This window comes from Paraburkholderia sp. BR10937 (genome assembly GCF_040965695.1).
Taxonomy (GTDB): domain Bacteria; phylum Pseudomonadota; class Gammaproteobacteria; order Burkholderiales; family Burkholderiaceae; genus Paraburkholderia.
In genome coordinates this window covers 1-16,465 of the sequence record NZ_JBFRCL010000103.1, presented here as the reverse complement: position 1 = coordinate 16,465, position 16,465 = coordinate 1, and the positions used below count along the sequence as shown (strand labels likewise).

At 60.9% G+C, this 16,465-nt stretch carries 13 protein-coding genes and 4 pseudogenes; 10 read left to right on the top strand and 7 right to left on the bottom strand.

Going from position 1 to position 16,465, the window contains the following annotated elements; genetic code table 11:
• Positions 1 to 1,091 precede the first annotated feature (1,091 nt).
• The 3 genes from AB4Y44_RS41335 (at position 1,092) to AB4Y44_RS41325 (ending at position 3,954) form a co-directional block, all read left to right on the top strand.
• Entirely contained in the window at positions 1,092 to 1,304 is a 213-nt protein-coding gene (locus AB4Y44_RS41335; protein WP_368685563.1) for a hypothetical protein, read from the top strand.
• Between the two features lie 721 nt (positions 1,305 to 2,025).
• Positions 2,026 to 2,166 carry a hypothetical protein gene (locus tag AB4Y44_RS41330; RefSeq protein WP_368685562.1) on the top strand — a complete coding sequence of 47 codons (141 nt, stop codon included), beginning with the start codon at positions 2,026 to 2,028 and terminating at the stop codon, positions 2,164 to 2,166.
• A 111-nt stretch (positions 2,167 to 2,277) separates the two neighbouring features.
• Positions 2,278 to 3,954, top strand: coding sequence for an Nramp family divalent metal transporter (locus tag AB4Y44_RS41325; RefSeq protein WP_368685561.1), 1,677 nt, complete (start codon positions 2,278 to 2,280; stop codon positions 3,952 to 3,954).
• Positions 3,955 to 5,646: 1,692 nt separating this feature from the next.
• Here the strand turns inward: AB4Y44_RS41325 and AB4Y44_RS41320 are convergent.
• Positions 5,647 to 5,958: a hypothetical protein gene (locus AB4Y44_RS41320; protein WP_368685560.1), complete on the bottom strand. Its 312-nt coding sequence runs from the start codon at positions 5,956 to 5,958 to the stop codon at positions 5,647 to 5,649.
• A 919-nt stretch (positions 5,959 to 6,877) separates the two neighbouring features.
• Between AB4Y44_RS41320 and AB4Y44_RS41315 the strand changes: the two genes are divergently transcribed.
• From AB4Y44_RS41315 to AB4Y44_RS41295, 5 genes and pseudogenes are all read left to right on the top strand, one after another.
• Complete coding sequence (locus AB4Y44_RS41315) at positions 6,878 to 7,618, top strand: SDR family NAD(P)-dependent oxidoreductase (protein WP_368685559.1); 741 nt, start codon at positions 6,878 to 6,880, stop codon at positions 7,616 to 7,618.
• 184 nt (positions 7,619 to 7,802) lie between these two features.
• Positions 7,803 to 8,018, top strand: coding sequence for a hypothetical protein (locus AB4Y44_RS41310; protein WP_368685570.1), 216 nt, complete (start codon positions 7,803 to 7,805; stop codon positions 8,016 to 8,018).
• Positions 8,019 to 8,090: 72 nt separating this feature from the next.
• On the top strand, positions 8,091 to 9,479 hold the full coding sequence (locus AB4Y44_RS41305; RefSeq protein ID WP_368702701.1) for an FAD-binding oxidoreductase: 1,389 nt from the start codon (positions 8,091 to 8,093) through the stop codon (positions 9,477 to 9,479).
• A gap of 142 nt (positions 9,480 to 9,621) precedes the next feature.
• Positions 9,622 to 11,130 (top strand): class I adenylate-forming enzyme family protein, encoded by a 1,509-nt coding sequence (locus AB4Y44_RS41300; protein ID WP_368702700.1) that lies wholly within the window; start codon positions 9,622 to 9,624, stop codon positions 11,128 to 11,130.
• A gap of 154 nt (positions 11,131 to 11,284) precedes the next feature.
• Positions 11,285 to 11,725, top strand: a pseudogene (locus AB4Y44_RS41295) (alpha/beta fold hydrolase); the annotation flags it as partial.
• Positions 11,726 to 11,750: 25 nt separating this feature from the next.
• On the opposite strand, the gene AB4Y44_RS41290 reads toward AB4Y44_RS41295, so the two are convergent.
• The 5 genes and pseudogenes from AB4Y44_RS41290 to AB4Y44_RS41270 form a co-directional block, all read right to left on the bottom strand.
• The gene (locus AB4Y44_RS41290) at positions 11,751 to 12,959 is read right to left on the bottom strand and encodes a GNAT family N-acetyltransferase (RefSeq protein WP_368685556.1); all 1,209 of its coding nucleotides are present in this window, start codon (positions 12,957 to 12,959) and stop codon (positions 11,751 to 11,753) included.
• Positions 12,960 to 13,539: 580 nt separating this feature from the next.
• Positions 13,540 to 13,758 (bottom strand): annotated as a pseudogene (locus tag AB4Y44_RS41285) (hypothetical protein); the annotation flags it as partial.
• 85 nt (positions 13,759 to 13,843) lie between these two features.
• Positions 13,844 to 14,365, bottom strand: a complete 522-nt coding sequence (locus AB4Y44_RS41280) for a hypothetical protein (protein ID WP_368702699.1) — start codon at positions 14,363 to 14,365, stop codon at positions 13,844 to 13,846.
• A 64-nt stretch (positions 14,366 to 14,429) separates the two neighbouring features.
• Positions 14,430 to 14,972: a hypothetical protein gene (locus AB4Y44_RS41275; protein WP_368702698.1), complete on the bottom strand. Its 543-nt coding sequence runs from the start codon at positions 14,970 to 14,972 to the stop codon at positions 14,430 to 14,432.
• A 57-nt stretch (positions 14,973 to 15,029) separates the two neighbouring features.
• Positions 15,030 to 15,269, bottom strand: a complete 240-nt coding sequence (locus AB4Y44_RS41270) for a hypothetical protein (protein WP_368702697.1) — start codon at positions 15,267 to 15,269, stop codon at positions 15,030 to 15,032.
• A 59-nt stretch (positions 15,270 to 15,328) separates the two neighbouring features.
• On the opposite strand from AB4Y44_RS41270, the pseudogene AB4Y44_RS41265 reads away from it, so the two are divergent.
• A pseudogene (locus tag AB4Y44_RS41265) lies at positions 15,329 to 15,613 on the top strand (cytochrome b); the annotation flags it as partial.
• Between the two features lie 147 nt (positions 15,614 to 15,760).
• Here AB4Y44_RS41265 and AB4Y44_RS41260 read toward each other — a convergent pair.
• Positions 15,761 to 16,177 carry a plastocyanin/azurin family copper-binding protein gene (locus AB4Y44_RS41260; protein WP_368702702.1) on the bottom strand — a complete coding sequence of 139 codons (417 nt, stop codon included), beginning with the start codon at positions 16,175 to 16,177 and terminating at the stop codon, positions 15,761 to 15,763.
• 165 nt (positions 16,178 to 16,342) lie between these two features.
• Between AB4Y44_RS41260 and AB4Y44_RS41255 the strand changes: the two are divergent.
• A pseudogene (locus AB4Y44_RS41255) lies at positions 16,343 to 16,465 on the top strand (cation transporter dimerization domain-containing protein); the annotation flags it as partial.

The window sequence follows — 16,465 nt, the reverse complement described above, 5'->3', positions numbered from 1 at the left end:
CTCGAAGACCTGCCGGCGCCGCAGCACCTGACGCTGTCGACACGCGTGTGGATGGGCGTGCTGCGCACCTACCTCGTCGTCGCAGTGGGTCTCGTGATCGTGAAGGTCGTGCAGATGGCCATTCACTGAAGCACTGAAGTAAGTAAGCGGGGCAGGCGCACGTCTGCCCGATTTTTGGAACATGCGGCGCACGAATATGCGTGCACGCGTGTACAGGTAGGTGTACATGCTGCGCCTTCGACCTGCTGGAAACCCGTCTGTGCTCTAATTCCCGCGTCGTTGAATTCCCCGGTGGCTGAAGGAAATCGAAGCTGCGAAGACGGCGGGTCACCCGAAATCCAGAATCATCAGGGCAATGTTCTTCTTAAGAACCCTTTTAAGCATGGTGCGAACAGGCTCGTGAAGGAGCTTTCTCGCTGCTTCCTTGACATGTTTCCATTGGGGGACTTCGATGCTCAGCCACCATGAAATTGGGACGCTGCTAACGCTGGCGAACGGGGATAAGCAGGTACAGACACTCGACCCGAACATGCGATCGCTGCAGACCCGGAAGCTTGTAGAAACCCAGAATTGCGCGCCTGGGTGGATCATCGTGCGGCTAACGGATTCTGGCCGCGCGCTGCTGCAGCGCCTGCAGGTTGAGTTGTGATAGCTGTAATACGAAGCAATTCGCACAAGGTTCGCTTCGCGCCTCATTCCTGAATCGAGGCTCTCCGGTCCAGACAGGCCGGGGAGGCGGCAATAGCGGCTCAAGCATGCACCGGACACTTCGACGAGGAGGTGAATTCTGTGCCTCATTACTGGACCTTCGATCTGGCTTTGTGCCTGTTCGATCGCGGCGCTGAGAGATCCAGGCGATGCCCCTGCGTTTGGGATGGAAATCCTGCGGCCGCCCTTGCTTGAACACCTCAGAGCCATACCGCACCGTATTATTGAACCACTACCTGAGATAGGCAGGTCTGGGCGATCAGATTCACGCACAAAATACTCTCCACCGAACGTAGCGTAACAGGCCACTCAGTGGCGTGGATGGGGCGTTGCTCGGCCGCGCGTTGCAAGGTCGCTCCGCGCTACCGCATCAGGAGTCGAAAATGAAAAAGCACATTAGCCCGATACGCATGGTTCTGGCCCTGGTCCTCGTCGTCGCTTTCCAGTCCACTGATCATAATGCTCCTGTAACCACAGCGAACGTGACGCAGGTCGTTCCGGGCATCTTCCCTGAAAATGGACCGCCGAATGGTGGAACGTTCCACTGCCTGGTCTATGGGAAATACTGCCTCAGCAACGCGTTGCGCGGCCGCTAACAAGCAAGTGGGCCGCGTTTCTCACGCGTGTGTACTGGTTAGCTGTACACGATTGGCGCGACTTACAGGTTAAGAAGGACCAGTGTGCCGTGGCCCCCCAATGATCGTCCCGAAAGAAACCCCGGCGTTTCTGCTATGTTTACATGAAGCTATCGGCGAAGAAGCATGCCGTCCAGTTACCCTGGTTCTGCTTAGCAAATCCAGTTGACGTTTAATATCTCGCGCTCCTAGAATATAGGAGTCTTCATAGAAGGGGCCGATGCCTTGGACAGTTCCAGTTGTCGATCTTCGAACAGTTTCGCTGCCTGACCGGCAGAACGTCCGCGCCCACTATTCCAGCCGCCGTTCTGCCAGCAGGCAGACGGTGCGCGCCGTAGCAAAACTCTCCGTGCACCCCTGATTCGCGCCGCCAGACGCAGCCTTTGCGCACGTCCGGCACGCGCCGCGTCGCGAGCGGCCACTCGCGCCGTGAATCCGTGCTCGTGCGATTAGTTCGCAGGCGAGCGCGTGACTGAGTGCGCGCGTTCCAGTCGTCAGCACCAACGCCGAAAAGGAGTCGAAATGCCAGACAGTGCCAGTTATCCCATATACCGCTCGCCAGTACCTTTGTGTTTAACTGAGGAAAGCAGGTAGGCCTGTCACCGCGCACGTGATGTACGTGGTCCCCGTGTCTCCTGGCTTTCCGCATCAACGCGTCAAGCCAGGCGCACGGAGTAAAACCATGACTTTCGGACTCCTCCTCTCGAACCTTCCACACGTTGACGAAGCGCGTGCCCAATACGACACGATGCGTTCGCTGCGACCCCTCGGACAACAGCGGCTCGCAACCTTCTGGCGCTGGCTGATGCTCCTGATTGCCTGAGCGTCTGTACGCCATAGGTGAGGGACGCCGTTGCCCGGTGACGCCGTTCCTCGCGTATGGCGGAGGTAAACATTTTCGTTTCAGCAGCCCGTTACCAGGGGAGGAAACAAAATGTCGATCCGAACTGAAACTTCAACGTCATCTGCCGCCGCGATGGAACGCAGCGCGGTTCTCGACGACGCCCATATGGGGGACATCACGGGCGCGCTCGGCACCATCGCACGTCACGACATTGCGCCTCGCACCGGCTGGTGGGCGCGCTTGCGCACGCTGCTGGCGATCCTCGGCCCCGGGCTGATCGTGATGGTTGGCGACAACGATGCGGGGGCGTTCGCCACCTATACCCAGGCGGGGCAGAATTACGGCACGACGCTGCTGTGGACGCTGTTGCTACTGGTGCCTGTCCTCTACGTGAACCAGGAAATGGTGCTGCGACTTGGCGCCGTGAGTGGTGTGGGGCACGCACGCCTCATTTTCGAGCGTTTCGGCCGGTTCTGGGGGACGTTCAGCATCGTCGACCTGTTTTTGCTCAACGCCCTGACAATTGTCACCGAGTTCATCGGTATCACGTTCGTTCTCGACTTTTTCGGATTTTCCAGGATTGCTGGTGTCTGCATCGCCGCGGCGCTGACCATGACAGCGGTAAGCACAGGCAACTTCCGCCGCTTCGAACGCTTTGCAATGGGGCTGTGCGTGCTGAGTCTGCTGCTCGTGCCGGTCCTGGTATCGATACACCCGCCGGTCGTTTCGATAGCGCGCGACTTCTTCATCCCGAACTGGCCAGCGCACTCGAAGCTCTCAGACGTGATGCTGCTCGTGATCGGCATCGTCGGCACCACCGTGGCGCCCTGGCAACTGTTCTTCCAGCAGAGCTATGTCGTCGACAAGCGCATCACGCCACGCTTCATCCGCTATGAGCGGGCCGATCTGTGGATCGGTATCGTGTTCGTGATGATTGGCGCGGTGGCCATGATGGCTTTCTGCGCCGAGCTGTTTGCCGGCCGCCCTGAATTTGGCAATTTCACGGATGCGGGTGGCGTAATTGCGGGTCTCGAAAAGTATGCAGGGCGCACGATGGCGACCTGCTTTGCGATTGCGCTGTTCGATGCCGCGATTATCGGCGCAGCGGCCGTGTCGCTGTCGACAGCTTATGCGATTGGCGACGTGTTCAAGATTCGCCATTCACTGCATCGCAGTGTGGCGTCCGCGAAGGGCTTCTATCTGGTGTACTTCGGGATCGTCGCGGCATCGGCCGCGCTGGTGCTGATTCCGGGCAGCCCGCTTGGCTTGCTGACGCTGGCCGTGCAAACCCTTGCGGGTGTGCTCCTGCCGAGCGCCACGGTGTTCCTGCTGCTGCTTTGCAACGACCGGGCCGTTCTGGGTCCGTGGGCCAACTCTACAAAGGTGAATCTGTTCACCGGCGCGGTGATCTGGGTGCTGGTCCTGCTGTCCATTATCCTGACCGCCTCGGTGATGTACCCGGACATAAGCGGTGAAACGATTCTCGAGGTACTGGTGGATGGCACGCTGCTCGCCATCGTTGGCTATGCCGTCACGATTGGAATGCGCAGACTGCGTCGTGAACCGGCAGACGGCGACGGCGATGCGAGCATGCAGGTATATCCGGTCGGTGCTCGCTACACGTGGCGCATGCCACCGCTCGAGGAGTTGCCGCCGGCAAATCTCACACTGGCCAAGCGAGTTTGGATGGGTGTACTGCGCGGCTATCTGCTGATCGCGGTCGCGCTGGTCATTGTGAAGGTCGTGCAGATGACGTTGTTTAAATAGCGTCGGGACGCCGGTCACTGGCCGGACGGGCCCGGGACTGGCGAGAGGTGGTCGTGAGAAGTCGCATACTATGCATTCGGCGCGCTCTTGCCGCTTGATGGTACGGGGACGGCAAGGTCGCGCCATCCGCGTTCGCCGGACGTGGCGCAACATGCCACTCAGCCATATGGAGTGGGCGCTGCTCGTCGCGTGGGCAGCGCTCCTCACGAGTCTGCTCTGGGTCGTCCTGCTTGCGGGGCCAATCCGGTCGTTCAGGCAGGCATTCTGATGGCTGGACGTTGGCTGAGGTCGTGGTCGAGCCGGACTTTGTACAGCCGTCGCGGCAATCAGCCGGAGGATTTGATGATGAGGAAATACCTATTCGCGGTATCCCTTGTGGGAGCCATCCTTTCCATCATCGCAATCGCGACGTCTGGACTGAACTGCCAGGTATCCCGTTACGACACGGCTCGTGTCGTAACGGGCGGTCTGACTGGCAACGGATTATCAGAGCGCCCGGAGACCCATTGCCTGATCTATGGAAGGCTTTGTCTCGGCAATACCCTGCGCGGCCGTTAGCTGAATGGCGGGGCACTGCGAAAACAGCGGGGCGTTTGTGCTCGGGCGGTGCTCGCTGTTGCGGTTCTGGTGAGGAAGATGCAGCGATGCAGCGAAGTAAGATCGCGATTGATACAGGCGAGCGGCACATGGTTACATTGCACGTCCGCCCGGCACCGGGGCAGGTGGGCAACGCCGCGTTGGTTCGGGAATCGTCGGTCACTGAATCGAAGCAATGCTGGTCCCTGTGCTTGCAGGCGTTGCACTCAACGCCCTCGTGATCCACTGGCTGGACCCCTTTTTGCTTGTTACATCGCTGTCGAGGGCGTCGGACATTGGAGGGAAGGCCGCGACGCGGGCGCAGCGAGCACGCTAGGCGACGCATCTGGTCGATGCCGTCAAGGTGTTTCACTGAGGCCGTTCAGCAAGGCAGTTAACGTAGATGCGGCGATTCGTGACGCACCGCATGCGTGAAGCGGTGTCCGTGTTCAAGGTATTGCTGACACACCGGCGAACACATGTCCCGGTCAGCCTGGGCTCTAGACGCATGTGCAACAGACGAATTTTGAGCCGTCGCATCGGTCGGGATAACGATCGATACGATGGCTAATGCAATCGTTAGCGAAGGTGGAGGATGGAAATTCGGTTTACTAAATAATATTCGGGGAGTAGGCAAAGTGGAGTTGAAACTGGTGGAATTGCGGCTTACTCGGACACGCCGACAATGATCGCACTCTTGCGCGTTTGAGATACTAGGCAAGAACGCTGAATCGACACGTCTCCAGACACCTCACAACGGCTTCGACCGAGTGACGGTATTTCTGACGGTATACGAATGCAATTTCGTCCCCTAGCCTATGTGGGACAAACGTTTCCCGCCAGACTCGACACAATTGCGCAGATTGACACGGTCCGGACTCGGGCCATTTACGGACGCTCGTACGCGCTTTCACGAGGACGTTGGAACGTCAGTTCCCCCGGTGAACGGACCATCGCGGGCCAACTGACGACGTGCGCAAGGCGGGCGTTTAGGCTCGGGTTTGGCGGCTCACCACAGGCGACCATCTTTCACCGACGCTTCCTACGGAAGTCAGGATCTCATTGAAATCATGCGCATCGAACCGCTACCAGGAAGCGAGCATCGTCGCTCGGGTTTTATCGTCTGGGTCCTTTCATGCCTTCCGACTCCATGGCCGCATTCCATTCCTCACTCGCCTCGATCGGGTCCATCGCTTCGTCAAGCGACGCGGTTGCGCGCTCGGCGGCCGCTCTAGTTTCGTCTGCCGGGGAGTCTGCGTCGCCGTCACCCGGGGGCTGCAGCATGTCCTTGATCATCGCGCTCAGCTCCGACGTGTCCCATGGCAGCCCACGCCGGGTTCGGTCCTTTATGTAGTGCCTCACTTCTGCGTCCTGCTCCGCGGTAAGCGGCAGTCCGCGGAAGGTGCTTTGGGGGTCAGAGTCAGTCATTACCTTCTCCTTCTGTTACTTTTTCAGTGTACTCGCCATTGCGACCACGAGAGCCGTGAACGCGGCGCTCTTGCGCCGAATCGAATGTGTGGCCGCGGCCGGCAGCAGGCGGCCGATTCTGTTGAAAAACTCTTTTTTGGCCTGGATGTTCTGGCGACTCGAGTTCGCAACGCTCGAGGGCGGCAGTTGCGGCGCAGCTTTCGGGAGGGGATCGGTGGCCCCGATGCCCCCTCAAGCGATCATTCTCACTGCGGTCTGACTCGTTGGCGTCAACCACTTCGCCATTCGACGTAGATTCTGCGCTGTTGCGGCCAACAGAAATTCGTCGTGCGCACCGCTGGGTCCGCGCAATCGCAATCGATCAAGCTTCAAGATTCGCTTCAAGTGCGCCGAGGCGGTCATCGGCGCAGTTAAGGCGGTGCGAACAGCGCGGCGGGCGACGTCGCCCGAAAAGCGTACGACGATTGCAACGACGGTTTGAAGGCCTTGCCGATGAAAAAGTTCGGCATAGCAAGAGAGATGGCCGTTGACTTCCATCTGAACCATAAATTGCACGGGTGAACAGCATGGCCGCCTCCCGGTTTCGCACATCGCCCGAGCGGTCAGCTTGCGGCTCAAACATCCGCAGCCGTTCATTCGGCGCTCGACGGTCAGAGCTCCGACCCAGCCATGTAAGCTGTTCGTTGAGCTCGACGTCTAGTTCAGTCACTTCTACCCGGCGATCGATTCTCTTCGGGAATGAGCCTTGTGAATGATCTGCTGATTCTCATTCCCGCAGGCAGCCATTAGCCTAGTTCTGTCGTTCATCAGCAGACGGAAGTTTCCCGCCTGCGTTTGGGTCAACGCCAGTCGACCATCTCTGATTGGCGGACTATCGGGGCCTCCCCTTCACGCCGATTTCTTTTAAAGGCCACCTACCATGGCAAAACTGACCAAGAAGACCGCCCTCGTCACCGGCGGTTCGCGCGGCATTGGCGCCGCGATCGCCAAGCGGCTGGCTGCCGACGGCGCAAGGGTGGTGATCACCTATGTCAGGGGCGCGGACGCCGCCGCCCTGGTGGTGAAGGAGATCGAAAGCGCAGGAGGCGAGGCGATCGCGATCCAGGCGGACGCCGCCGACGCGAAGGCCGTTACGGCCGCGGTCGAACGGACCGTCTCCACCTTCGGCCAGCTCGACATCCTGGTGAACAACGCCGGCATACTCATCCCCAAGCCCTTCGAGGAGGCCACGCAGGAGGAGATGGACCGTGTGATCGACGTCAATCTGCGCGGCGTGTTCGTGGCCACCCAGGTCGCGCTCAAGCACCTGAGGGCGGGCGGCCGCATCATCACGATCGGCTCCTGCGTCGGCGAGCGGAACATGATTCCGGTCCTGACGACCTACGCCGCGACCAAGGGCGCAGTGAAGATGTTCACCCAGAGCCTGTCTCGCGAGGTTGCCCCCCGCGGCATCACGGTCAACAACATCCAGCCGGGGCCGATCGACACCGATAACAACCCCGCGGCCGGCGACTGGGCGCCGCCGCAGATCGCGATCACGGCGCTGAAGCGGTTCGGCCACGTCGACGACGTCGCCGCGATGGCGGCGTTCATCGCTGGCCCCGAGGCCAGCTACATCACCGGCGCAAACTTCACCGTCGACGGCGGCGCCAACGCCTGAAGGGCACGACAGCCCTCTCCGGTGGGGCTTGCTCGCGCTACGTCCGCAATGGGTCGACCCGGCGCGACCGTATCGGGCAGTAGTCGGCCACCGCGGGCCATTGGATTTCGCGGTTGATACGAACCGACCGCAATTCGATAACGCAGATGCGATCCTTCGAATATTTCGAATTATCGGAATGAAAATGGCCGCCTATCTTATCAACTTGAAGTGCGGTTCCGCTGCGCGCGATTACACCCGATGTAATTGGCGCACTCGACAACCGTCGCTACTCTTTGCCAGTCGCGCCGCCGATCCGGTCGCGCACGAACGGAATGCGTTCGGTTTGCTGATGAGTCTGAACCTGCTGATCGAGACGCCCGGCGGTTTTGAGTACACCGGCGAGCAGTGCAAGGATTGAATGAGCGAGGCAGGTTTCCGGAAGCATCTCACAGTCCAGACAACGCGGTCTCGCACTGATGGAGTGAGTGGAATGGACGGCGAAAACACAATCGCAAATATCGATCAGACTGACTGGGCGGCGTTGAAGGACAGGCTTGTCGAAGCCGGCAGCCAGGTGCTGATGATGCCCGCAGCTGGCGGGGAAATTACGCATTGGAACGGCGCATTGGATCCCCGTCCGAAAATGCTGGTCCGATGCAGCACCGTTGCCCAGGTCTCCCGTGTGATGAGCGCCGCGCGCGGCTTTGACGCTCCTCTAGCCGTCCACAACGGCGGGCAGGACTGGAACGGTCGGTCCATGCGCGACGGCAGTCTGCTGCTAGACCTTTGCGACTTGCGGACCATTGAGATTGACACCGGGCGCAGCGTAGCGACGATCGGTGCGGGCGTGACGAGCGCTCAGCTCAATCGCGCTGCGGGCGAGCGAGGTCTTGCCGCGGTGATCGGCAACGATGGGGCGGTGAGTATGGCCGGCCTCACGATCGGTGGTGGCTATGGACCGCTCATGACGCGCTTCGGCCTGGCGTGCGACAACCTCCTGTCGGCCGAGGTCGTGCTGCTCAATGGACGCATCGTGACCTGCGACGGAGAGCACGAGCCGGACCTGTTCTGGGCGCTACGCGGTGGCGGTGGGAACTTTGGGATTGTCACGTCGATGAGCCTGCGTCTCCACACGCTGGATGACGCGCTGGTCGGTACGATCGTGTTCCCCTGGACTGATGGGCGTGCTGCCCTGGCGCACTATGCCGCGTTGATGCTCCGGGCGCCAGGCGAACTGTTCGGCGCCGCCGTCCTGGCAACCGGACCAGGCGGCAAACCGGTGATCGCGATCTCGCTTGTCTGGACAGGAGATCCGGCGGCCGGCGAGGCAATCATCGGCGAGGCGGCGGCAGCGGGTCATCCCATTGTCGTCAGGGTCGAACCGACGGCTGCGAGCGATCTTCTCTCCCTGACCGACGGAAAGCTTGCCCAAGGTCTCGGCTACGAAGTTGCGACGCGGTGGTTCAGCGCCCTCACAAGCACGACGATCGACGTACTCCTTGCAGCGTTCGAGGCGCGCACGTCGCCCCTGGCTTCTATCGTCGTCCATCATTGCCATGGGGCCGCTACACAGGTCGCGGCTGACGCGACCGCGTTTGGCATGAGAGATCCACACTTCACTGCTCTGGTCTACGCAGCGTGGGAGCCTCCGCTGGCCGACGCAGAGCAGCATCGGGCCTGGGCGGCGTCCCTGGACGCGGAACTCGCGCCGACCTCGTTGCCGGGGGGCTATGCCAACCTCCTGCCCGACCGCGCATCGGACCGGATAGCCCACGCTTACGGCCCCAATGCGTTGAGGCTGTCCCGGATCAAATCCCGCTTCGACTCGAGAGGCGTCCTCCATGCCATTCCGCTGCCAGCGCTATCACCGGCCGCGTGACGCCTGCGATGACGCGCTTACAGGAGCAGTCAGATGGACAACTCCTTGTCCAGCGTTGAGCAACCATTCAACCGTTGGAGTAACCGCCATGTCTTGTCCCGGTACACGCCCCGAACCCATACAGACACCGCGACTCATTACGTTGCCCGAGCGCCTGTTCGAGACCGCCGAAGCCTGCCCTGACGCGATTGCGCTGATCGCCGGCGACGACACATGGACCTACGGCCGTCTGGCGCGGTATGTCAAAAGGCTTTCACAAGGCCTGAGCGCACAGGGTCTGAAACCAGGCGATCGCGTCGCACTGCACTTGACGAACAAACCGGAAACCGTCATCGCGTATTACGCGTGCATGTTGACAGGCCTGATTGCGGTGCCCCTGAATAACCGGCTCACACGCGCGGAACTCGAGCCGCAATTGCGACGACTGCACGTTTCGTTATATCTGGGCCAGAGTGATCTGTACGGCGCAATTGCCGGCGTGGATGGTTCGGTTCTCGATGCCCGCAGGCGCTTTCTTGTCGATGGCGAGTCCCAGGACACGGGCGCAAAGGCATGGAGCGAGTTGATTGACCACCAGGAAGACGAGGTGCGGCTCGAGCCGGCGTGTGTCGATGAACCTGCGCTTTTGCTGTCGACGACCGGCACTACGGGGAAACCGAAGCTCGTCACCCACACCCAGCGCACGGTGTGCGCAATTACGCAAGCATGCCAGGCCGTCGCGTTGAGGCCGTACGACGTCACACTTATTGCCACGCCCATGATGCATGGGGGAGGGCTCGCTACTGTGCTGGCGACGTTAACCGCACATGGCATCTGCGTCCTGTTGGACCGATTCGAGCCAGCGGCCGCGCTTGACCTGATAGAACGGCACCGTTGCACGTTGCTGATATGGTTGCCGTTCATGTATGCGGCGGCTAGCGCCGAGCAGATTGCGCAGCCACGCAACGTCACGTCACTGGGCACCTGCCTCGTCGTGGGCGACACGACGCCGCGAAGTCTGCAGGAGGAATTCTTGCGGGTGTTCGGCGTCAGGATGCGCAACGTGCTTGCGATGAGCGAAAGCATGGGCACATTCACCTACGGATTCGATATCGGGCCGGTGTGCCGCGCGGTCGACATGAACCGGGTCCGCCTCGTCGACGAAGAGGGAAACACCGTCAGGCGCGGCGACGCGGGCGAACTGTTGCTGCGCGGTCCGAACATGTTCGTCGGCTACTGGCATGGGCCCGGACACATCGACGACGCACGCAAGGATGGCTGGTGGGCCACTGGCGATGTGCTGAGACAGGACGAAGCCGGCGATTTCTGGTATGTCGCCAGAAAGAAAAATTTGATCATCCGTGGCGGGTCGAATATCTCGCCGGTCGAAGTTGAGGACGCGCTTCTCGTCCATCGCGGCGTGCGCGAGGCAGCGATAGTCGGTGTGCCGGATGCTGTCCTCGGTCAGCGCGTAATTGGTTTTGTTGAACTGACCGAAGCCGCGACGCAGGTGGAGGAAGTATTGTTCGACCTGTCCACCAGGATTGCGAGCTACAAGATGCCGGAGCGGCTCATCGTTGTCGACCAGTTGCCGCGCAATTCGTTAGGCAAGGTGGACCGGGCGAGGCTGCAAGCAATCGGTGAGCAACTGGGCAGTCGGCGCCCTGCGTAAAACTCGTCTTGGCCATGTGAGCGAGGAAAGAGGGTAAGCGTCGGAGCAGGAGCCGCTACGATGAACTGTCCCGTGACGTATCCGGACTGCAACTTTCGCGTGAGCCGCGCAACGTCCCCGGCTGCATGAGCATCACATTTCCTCCAGTTGGCGAATGCCATTTATCGAAATCGAAGGCCGAATCCAGCACTACCAGATCCGGGGCACTGGCTTCCCGGTTCTGCTCGGACACAGCTACTTGTGGGACTCGTCCATGTGGGAGCCGCAAATCGAGGTACTTTCGCGCTCGTTTCAGGTGATCGCCCCCGATCTCTGGGGCCATGGCCAATCCGCCGGTCTTCCCGAAAGCACGCGTACCCAGGGTGATCTTGCAAGGCACGCGAGTCGCCTGCTGGATGCGCTTGCCATCCCGCAATGCGCCGTCGTTGGGCTCTCTGTCGGCGGCATGTGGGGAGCCGAGCTTGCGTTGCGCGATCCGGCGCGCGTCCGTACGCTGGTCATGATGGATACTGATCTCGGCGCCGAGCCCAACGCAAACCGCGCGCAGTATTTCCAGATGCTTGACGCGATCGAGGCGCTTGGTAGCGTTCCAGCCTACGATCACCGCGGCATTGGGCGAATCACGGTGCTCTCATGCCCTCGAGTAGCCGCATGGCATATTCCGCGCACTTTCTCCGCACTCGAACGAGTTGCCCGAACAACAACGAAAATTCCGCCAAACGGCCACGTGCGCGAAGCATGACGACACGTGTTTCGTGCCATGTCCGCCGATTCGCCCAGCTCGCCTTATATTCGGCATCGAGAGGGCGAAAATCGAAATCACGACCGTTGGCGTGAGACCATTTGACGAGGAATTCTGCAAGCAGCGCTCCAACCGAACACACAGCAAATGCCTCGTCATACGTCGTCACGAAGCCCTCGACGGTTCGAGATCCCACCAGGTTTACCGACGCGGCGACGGTCACGCCTTCGACCTTCACGAAGGCAACGAGCGGAACCTTCGACAGATCCATTCGCCGTGCCAGCGCGACAAAGAAATCCCGAACCCGATCGTCCTTCAAATAGGCAACGCTCACGCCGCGGCGCTCGGCCCAACGGCGTTTGGTGCGGAATAGCCAGCTCAGAACGGCGACAGCGTCCGGTATCGTTCGGCACCAGCCGAATTCGACATGGCCTCGTGCTTCGAGCCGCTTGTGCCGATTTCGCAACGTGCCGCGAAGCGACTTCGACCGCGTCGATACGAAGTCGTCCCACCGCGGAACGTCTCGCAGCACGATCGAAAATCCGGGCAGGCCGCGCCACCGTGCGGGCACGCGCGCGAGCACCCAGGAGTGGGGGACGTCCTCGAGCGCCTCCTGCAACAGGCTGCCGTGACGAACGAGCGGGATCTGCAGAACGTCCGCATCGACCCGCCTGATCGCTTCGACTGCGGCGGCGTAGACGGCTCGGCTGGCGCCCCCCCTCACCAGCGGCTGTCCATACTCTTCGCTGGTTCCGCAGGTCAGCCCTTTTGCAATGCGCACAATGCCACGTCGGACGATCGAAACAGGCCACAGCGCGAGCAATTCCCCGTCGCCATACACCATCGCCACACTGACGCGTTCCCCGTCGGTCAATGCATGCGAGGCGGCAAGCTCGCAATACTCGAAGGTCATATGGCCAGGGCAGTCCTCGGCATCGGCAGCGAGCGCGCGCCACACTTCGCGCAGCGACCCCAGCGCCGCAAGCGATTCAATTTCCCGGACTTCGCTCGTGTGCGCCGCTTTCGTCGATCGGCTTGTCCATTCCACTTCCGCCGCGGTCGGCATAAGATGCCCTGGCTCGTCCATGCCCCAATATGCTGTCTTTGATTCCCGGCTAACGGACTCACGGTTTGCGACACGGGACCGCAATCCTGCCGCCTCCTTGGCTTGTAAGACTTGCTTGCAAGACTTACTCGCTTCTCCCAACAATCGTGCAGGCATCGCTATTGACTCGAGAGCCACGGCTCAGGCTGGACCGCAATGAGCGCATGTGACCTGCACGCAATAGCAGTTTCTGTACCTGATCCGAAGCGGGAAACGAATGCAAGGTGCGGCGTGCGCGAGGCAACAGCAGCCACGCGGCATGAGCCCGGCTGCCGTTCCTACGCCCACCGTCGGAGGGGAGGCATTCATCAACTGCCGCTGAGAAGAGCGTGCTAACGGGCCCGCGTTCGCCGACGTCACGACTGAATGATTTGCGCACGAAGGGCCGCTGTCTGGTGCAGAGCCGTCCCTTGAACGTCCGGGTGCAAGCCTGCGCCAACGTCCGTAGATGGCCGCACCCGGAAGTTCATCGCCGGATGCCGGTTGTTCATCCGTTCGCCACCCGGAACTTCCGTTGTCGACCCTGTTGCGTTCCGACCTGCAGAGCCGTAGGCGGCGGCTTTCAATTCTTGAGCGGCCATTTCCAGGCAAGCACTGAGGAAACAATACACGCGGACCGAGCACCATTCCTGGAAACGGTCGCAGCGGGCTTCGCCGCCCGTCGGACAGCATGGCAAGCGCGGGGATCTGGCGCGCCATTGGCTGGGTTCCACAGCCTGATCGTGTGGTCCGTCGACCCGGAGGCAAGCCGGCCATCGGGCAGCACCGCGAGGGCGGAAACTGGCCCAGTGTGTCGGTAGGGCTTCGCTCCGTTTGCGTTGCACGCCGGATTCCAGAGCCAGTTCGTCGATCAGCACGGCACCGGACTACGACGGCCCGCCCATGACCGCCTTGGTCCTGCGCGATGTGTTCCGTACCAGTCTCATGTACAGGTTCGCTGCCACGACACCGAAGACGATGTGAACGATCACGCCCGCCAGGTTGCGCGATTCCGCGAACCACGGAAAAAGCCGTGTCATGCCGTAGAAATTAATCAGGTATACGGCTACAGCGAATGCGCAACCCGCCAGTGAAGCCATCCCCATGCTTGAGTCGAGGTTGAATGACGTCATGATCAGACCGAGGACAAGCGTGAATACGATCGCAAGGGCAAAATGCACGACAAAGGCCACGAGCACGATGCCAAGCGTGAATGCTTGCGGCGATTGCAATGCGCCTCGTCCCAGAATGATCGCGGCGACCATGCGTGGGGGCTCCAGCAGACTGCCGCCAGTCGTCAGTGCCATCAGGACGACCCCTAACACCAGGAACACAGTGCCGGCGATGACGCCTGCCAGGACGGCGGCCCGCCAGTCGAGCTGGCCGTGGGTGAAATGATGGGAATCCATGTGAAGTTGCACAATTTGTCTCCTGATTGACTCGGAGAAAATCTCAGCGAAGAACTCCTTTAAATCAGGCGTGATTCACAGCGAATTCGTTGAGCGGCACAGGCTGCCTGAGCGGATCGAAGTCGGCCCACCGCCCTTGTTGCCAGCGGCCGGTCGCGCGTTCGATAGCCGCGCCACCCGCATCGCGAAGCACCCGTGCGGCGTCCAACTGGCTGTCCGGCGACACGTGTACGGCCACCAGCACGCCGGATTCACGGGTTTCTTCGTTGCTGGCTTCACGCGTGCGCACCATCGCGCCGACCAATGAGCCGACATACGCACTCACCCCGGTCGCGATCAGCGAAACGATAAGCGGCGGCGAAAACACGGCGAAGATACCGACGCCGATCAGGGCGCCAACCACTGCGCCAATCGTGACGCCTATCTCGGCACCCTCCGGCGCCTCCCTCGCGTTTGCGTCGCTGATGGTTTCGAATCCGTGCTGGCCGGACGGATTGACGAAAAACAGTGTGACGTCCTCCTCGACGAAACCGGCAGTAATGACCCGTTGTGCCGCGTCTTCAGCTGCGGGGAATGTCGTAAAGCGTGCTGCGACAATGAGTGACATGTGGCCTCCCTTTCGGCTGTCGCGCAAATTGCCTGTCGCGAGCGAAAGACGATGGATTCACCGTGTCTCGTGGGCACGGCTGTTCAGCGGAGCAATGCCAAGCGTGGTGGCGGCGAGCACGAGCGCAGCATGATATCTATCATGACGTTTCTCCTCGAGAACCTGATGAGATCGCAACTGCATTTCGGCTCCGCTATAAAAACGTAAGTTGACTTCGAAATATTCCGCGTCCGGATCGGGGCACTCGGTGTGGCCAAGGTCGCCGCGAACGATTTTCTCCACCACCGTTTTCGGCATTGCATGTATGCCTCAGCCGGCTTCCCGTTCGGCGCGCCGATACCCGGGCACTGCATGTGCTGACCGTGTTCGCGCCCGCCATAGTGCGCATGCTCTGGCGCGCGAGCCATGCGGCGCCCCCGCTACCTGCCGGCACCTGCGCCTGGCAGCGCATCGCGGCGCACGCTATGTCCCTGCTGCTCCACGTGCTGATGCTCGCGGTCCCGGTCACTGGCTATCTCTACAGCCTGGCGGCCAACTTGCCGGCGCTCTATCTGGGCTTGATTCCGCTGCCGCGCATCACCGGGCCTGATCCCTTGCTGAAGGTCGTGTTCAAGGCGGCTCACATCGCGATCAACTACGGCCGGTCACGCTCGTTGCCATACCCTGCGTGGCACCACAGGACAGTCGAAGCGTCTTGGGCGCTCGTGTTCGAGCAGCACCTTTGCTGCTCTTTCCGCCAACTACAGTCGAACTGCGCGATCTGGGCCGCTCTGGACGTTGGCATCAACCTACGGTGTCACGACAAGCTCCGTATGCATTCCCGCTGCGTAGTGTCCCGGCTTGTTGCAGATCAGCGCGTAGTGGCCCGGCGCAACTCTGAATGAAACGCGCTTGCTCTTGCCCGGGGCGATACCTTCGACTTCGCCAATCTTGTTCAGCCTGCGCTCAAGCACCTCTCCCTTACTGACGGGGAGTGCATCGTCCGGGAGATCTGTCTTGAGTACCACGAGTTCGTGTTCCATGTTGTTGTCCGCAGCATTCCTGACTTGAAGTGTGATGCGGCCCGCGCTCACGTTGTGCGTCCCGAGCTGGATGGAGTTCGATAGCAACGTCGCGTTGACGGCTTGCTCCGCCCAGCTTGCATGCGATGTCATCCCGAGCGTGATCGCACCGGCGAGGATAGTGAATCTGCAAGTGGCACACATGGTCGCCTCCTTTGCACCGACATATCGTGCGTGCGTCGCGTCGAGCGAGTGCCGAGCGCGATATTTTGAGTGCGCAAATGCCTCTTCCTCTGCGAGGGCATGAATGCTCACTGCGGCGCGCGATATGTGCAGTAAACGTGGACGGTGGCAGGCCTAGTCCAGGCCGGCCTCGCAGGCTTCCACGATCTTCGAACGCGCAAGATGGGCGACATGATCGTGGTTGACGTTCACCTCGAAGTGGATGCAGGGTTGTCACTGGTCGAGGCACATGAAATCTCGACGGCTGTG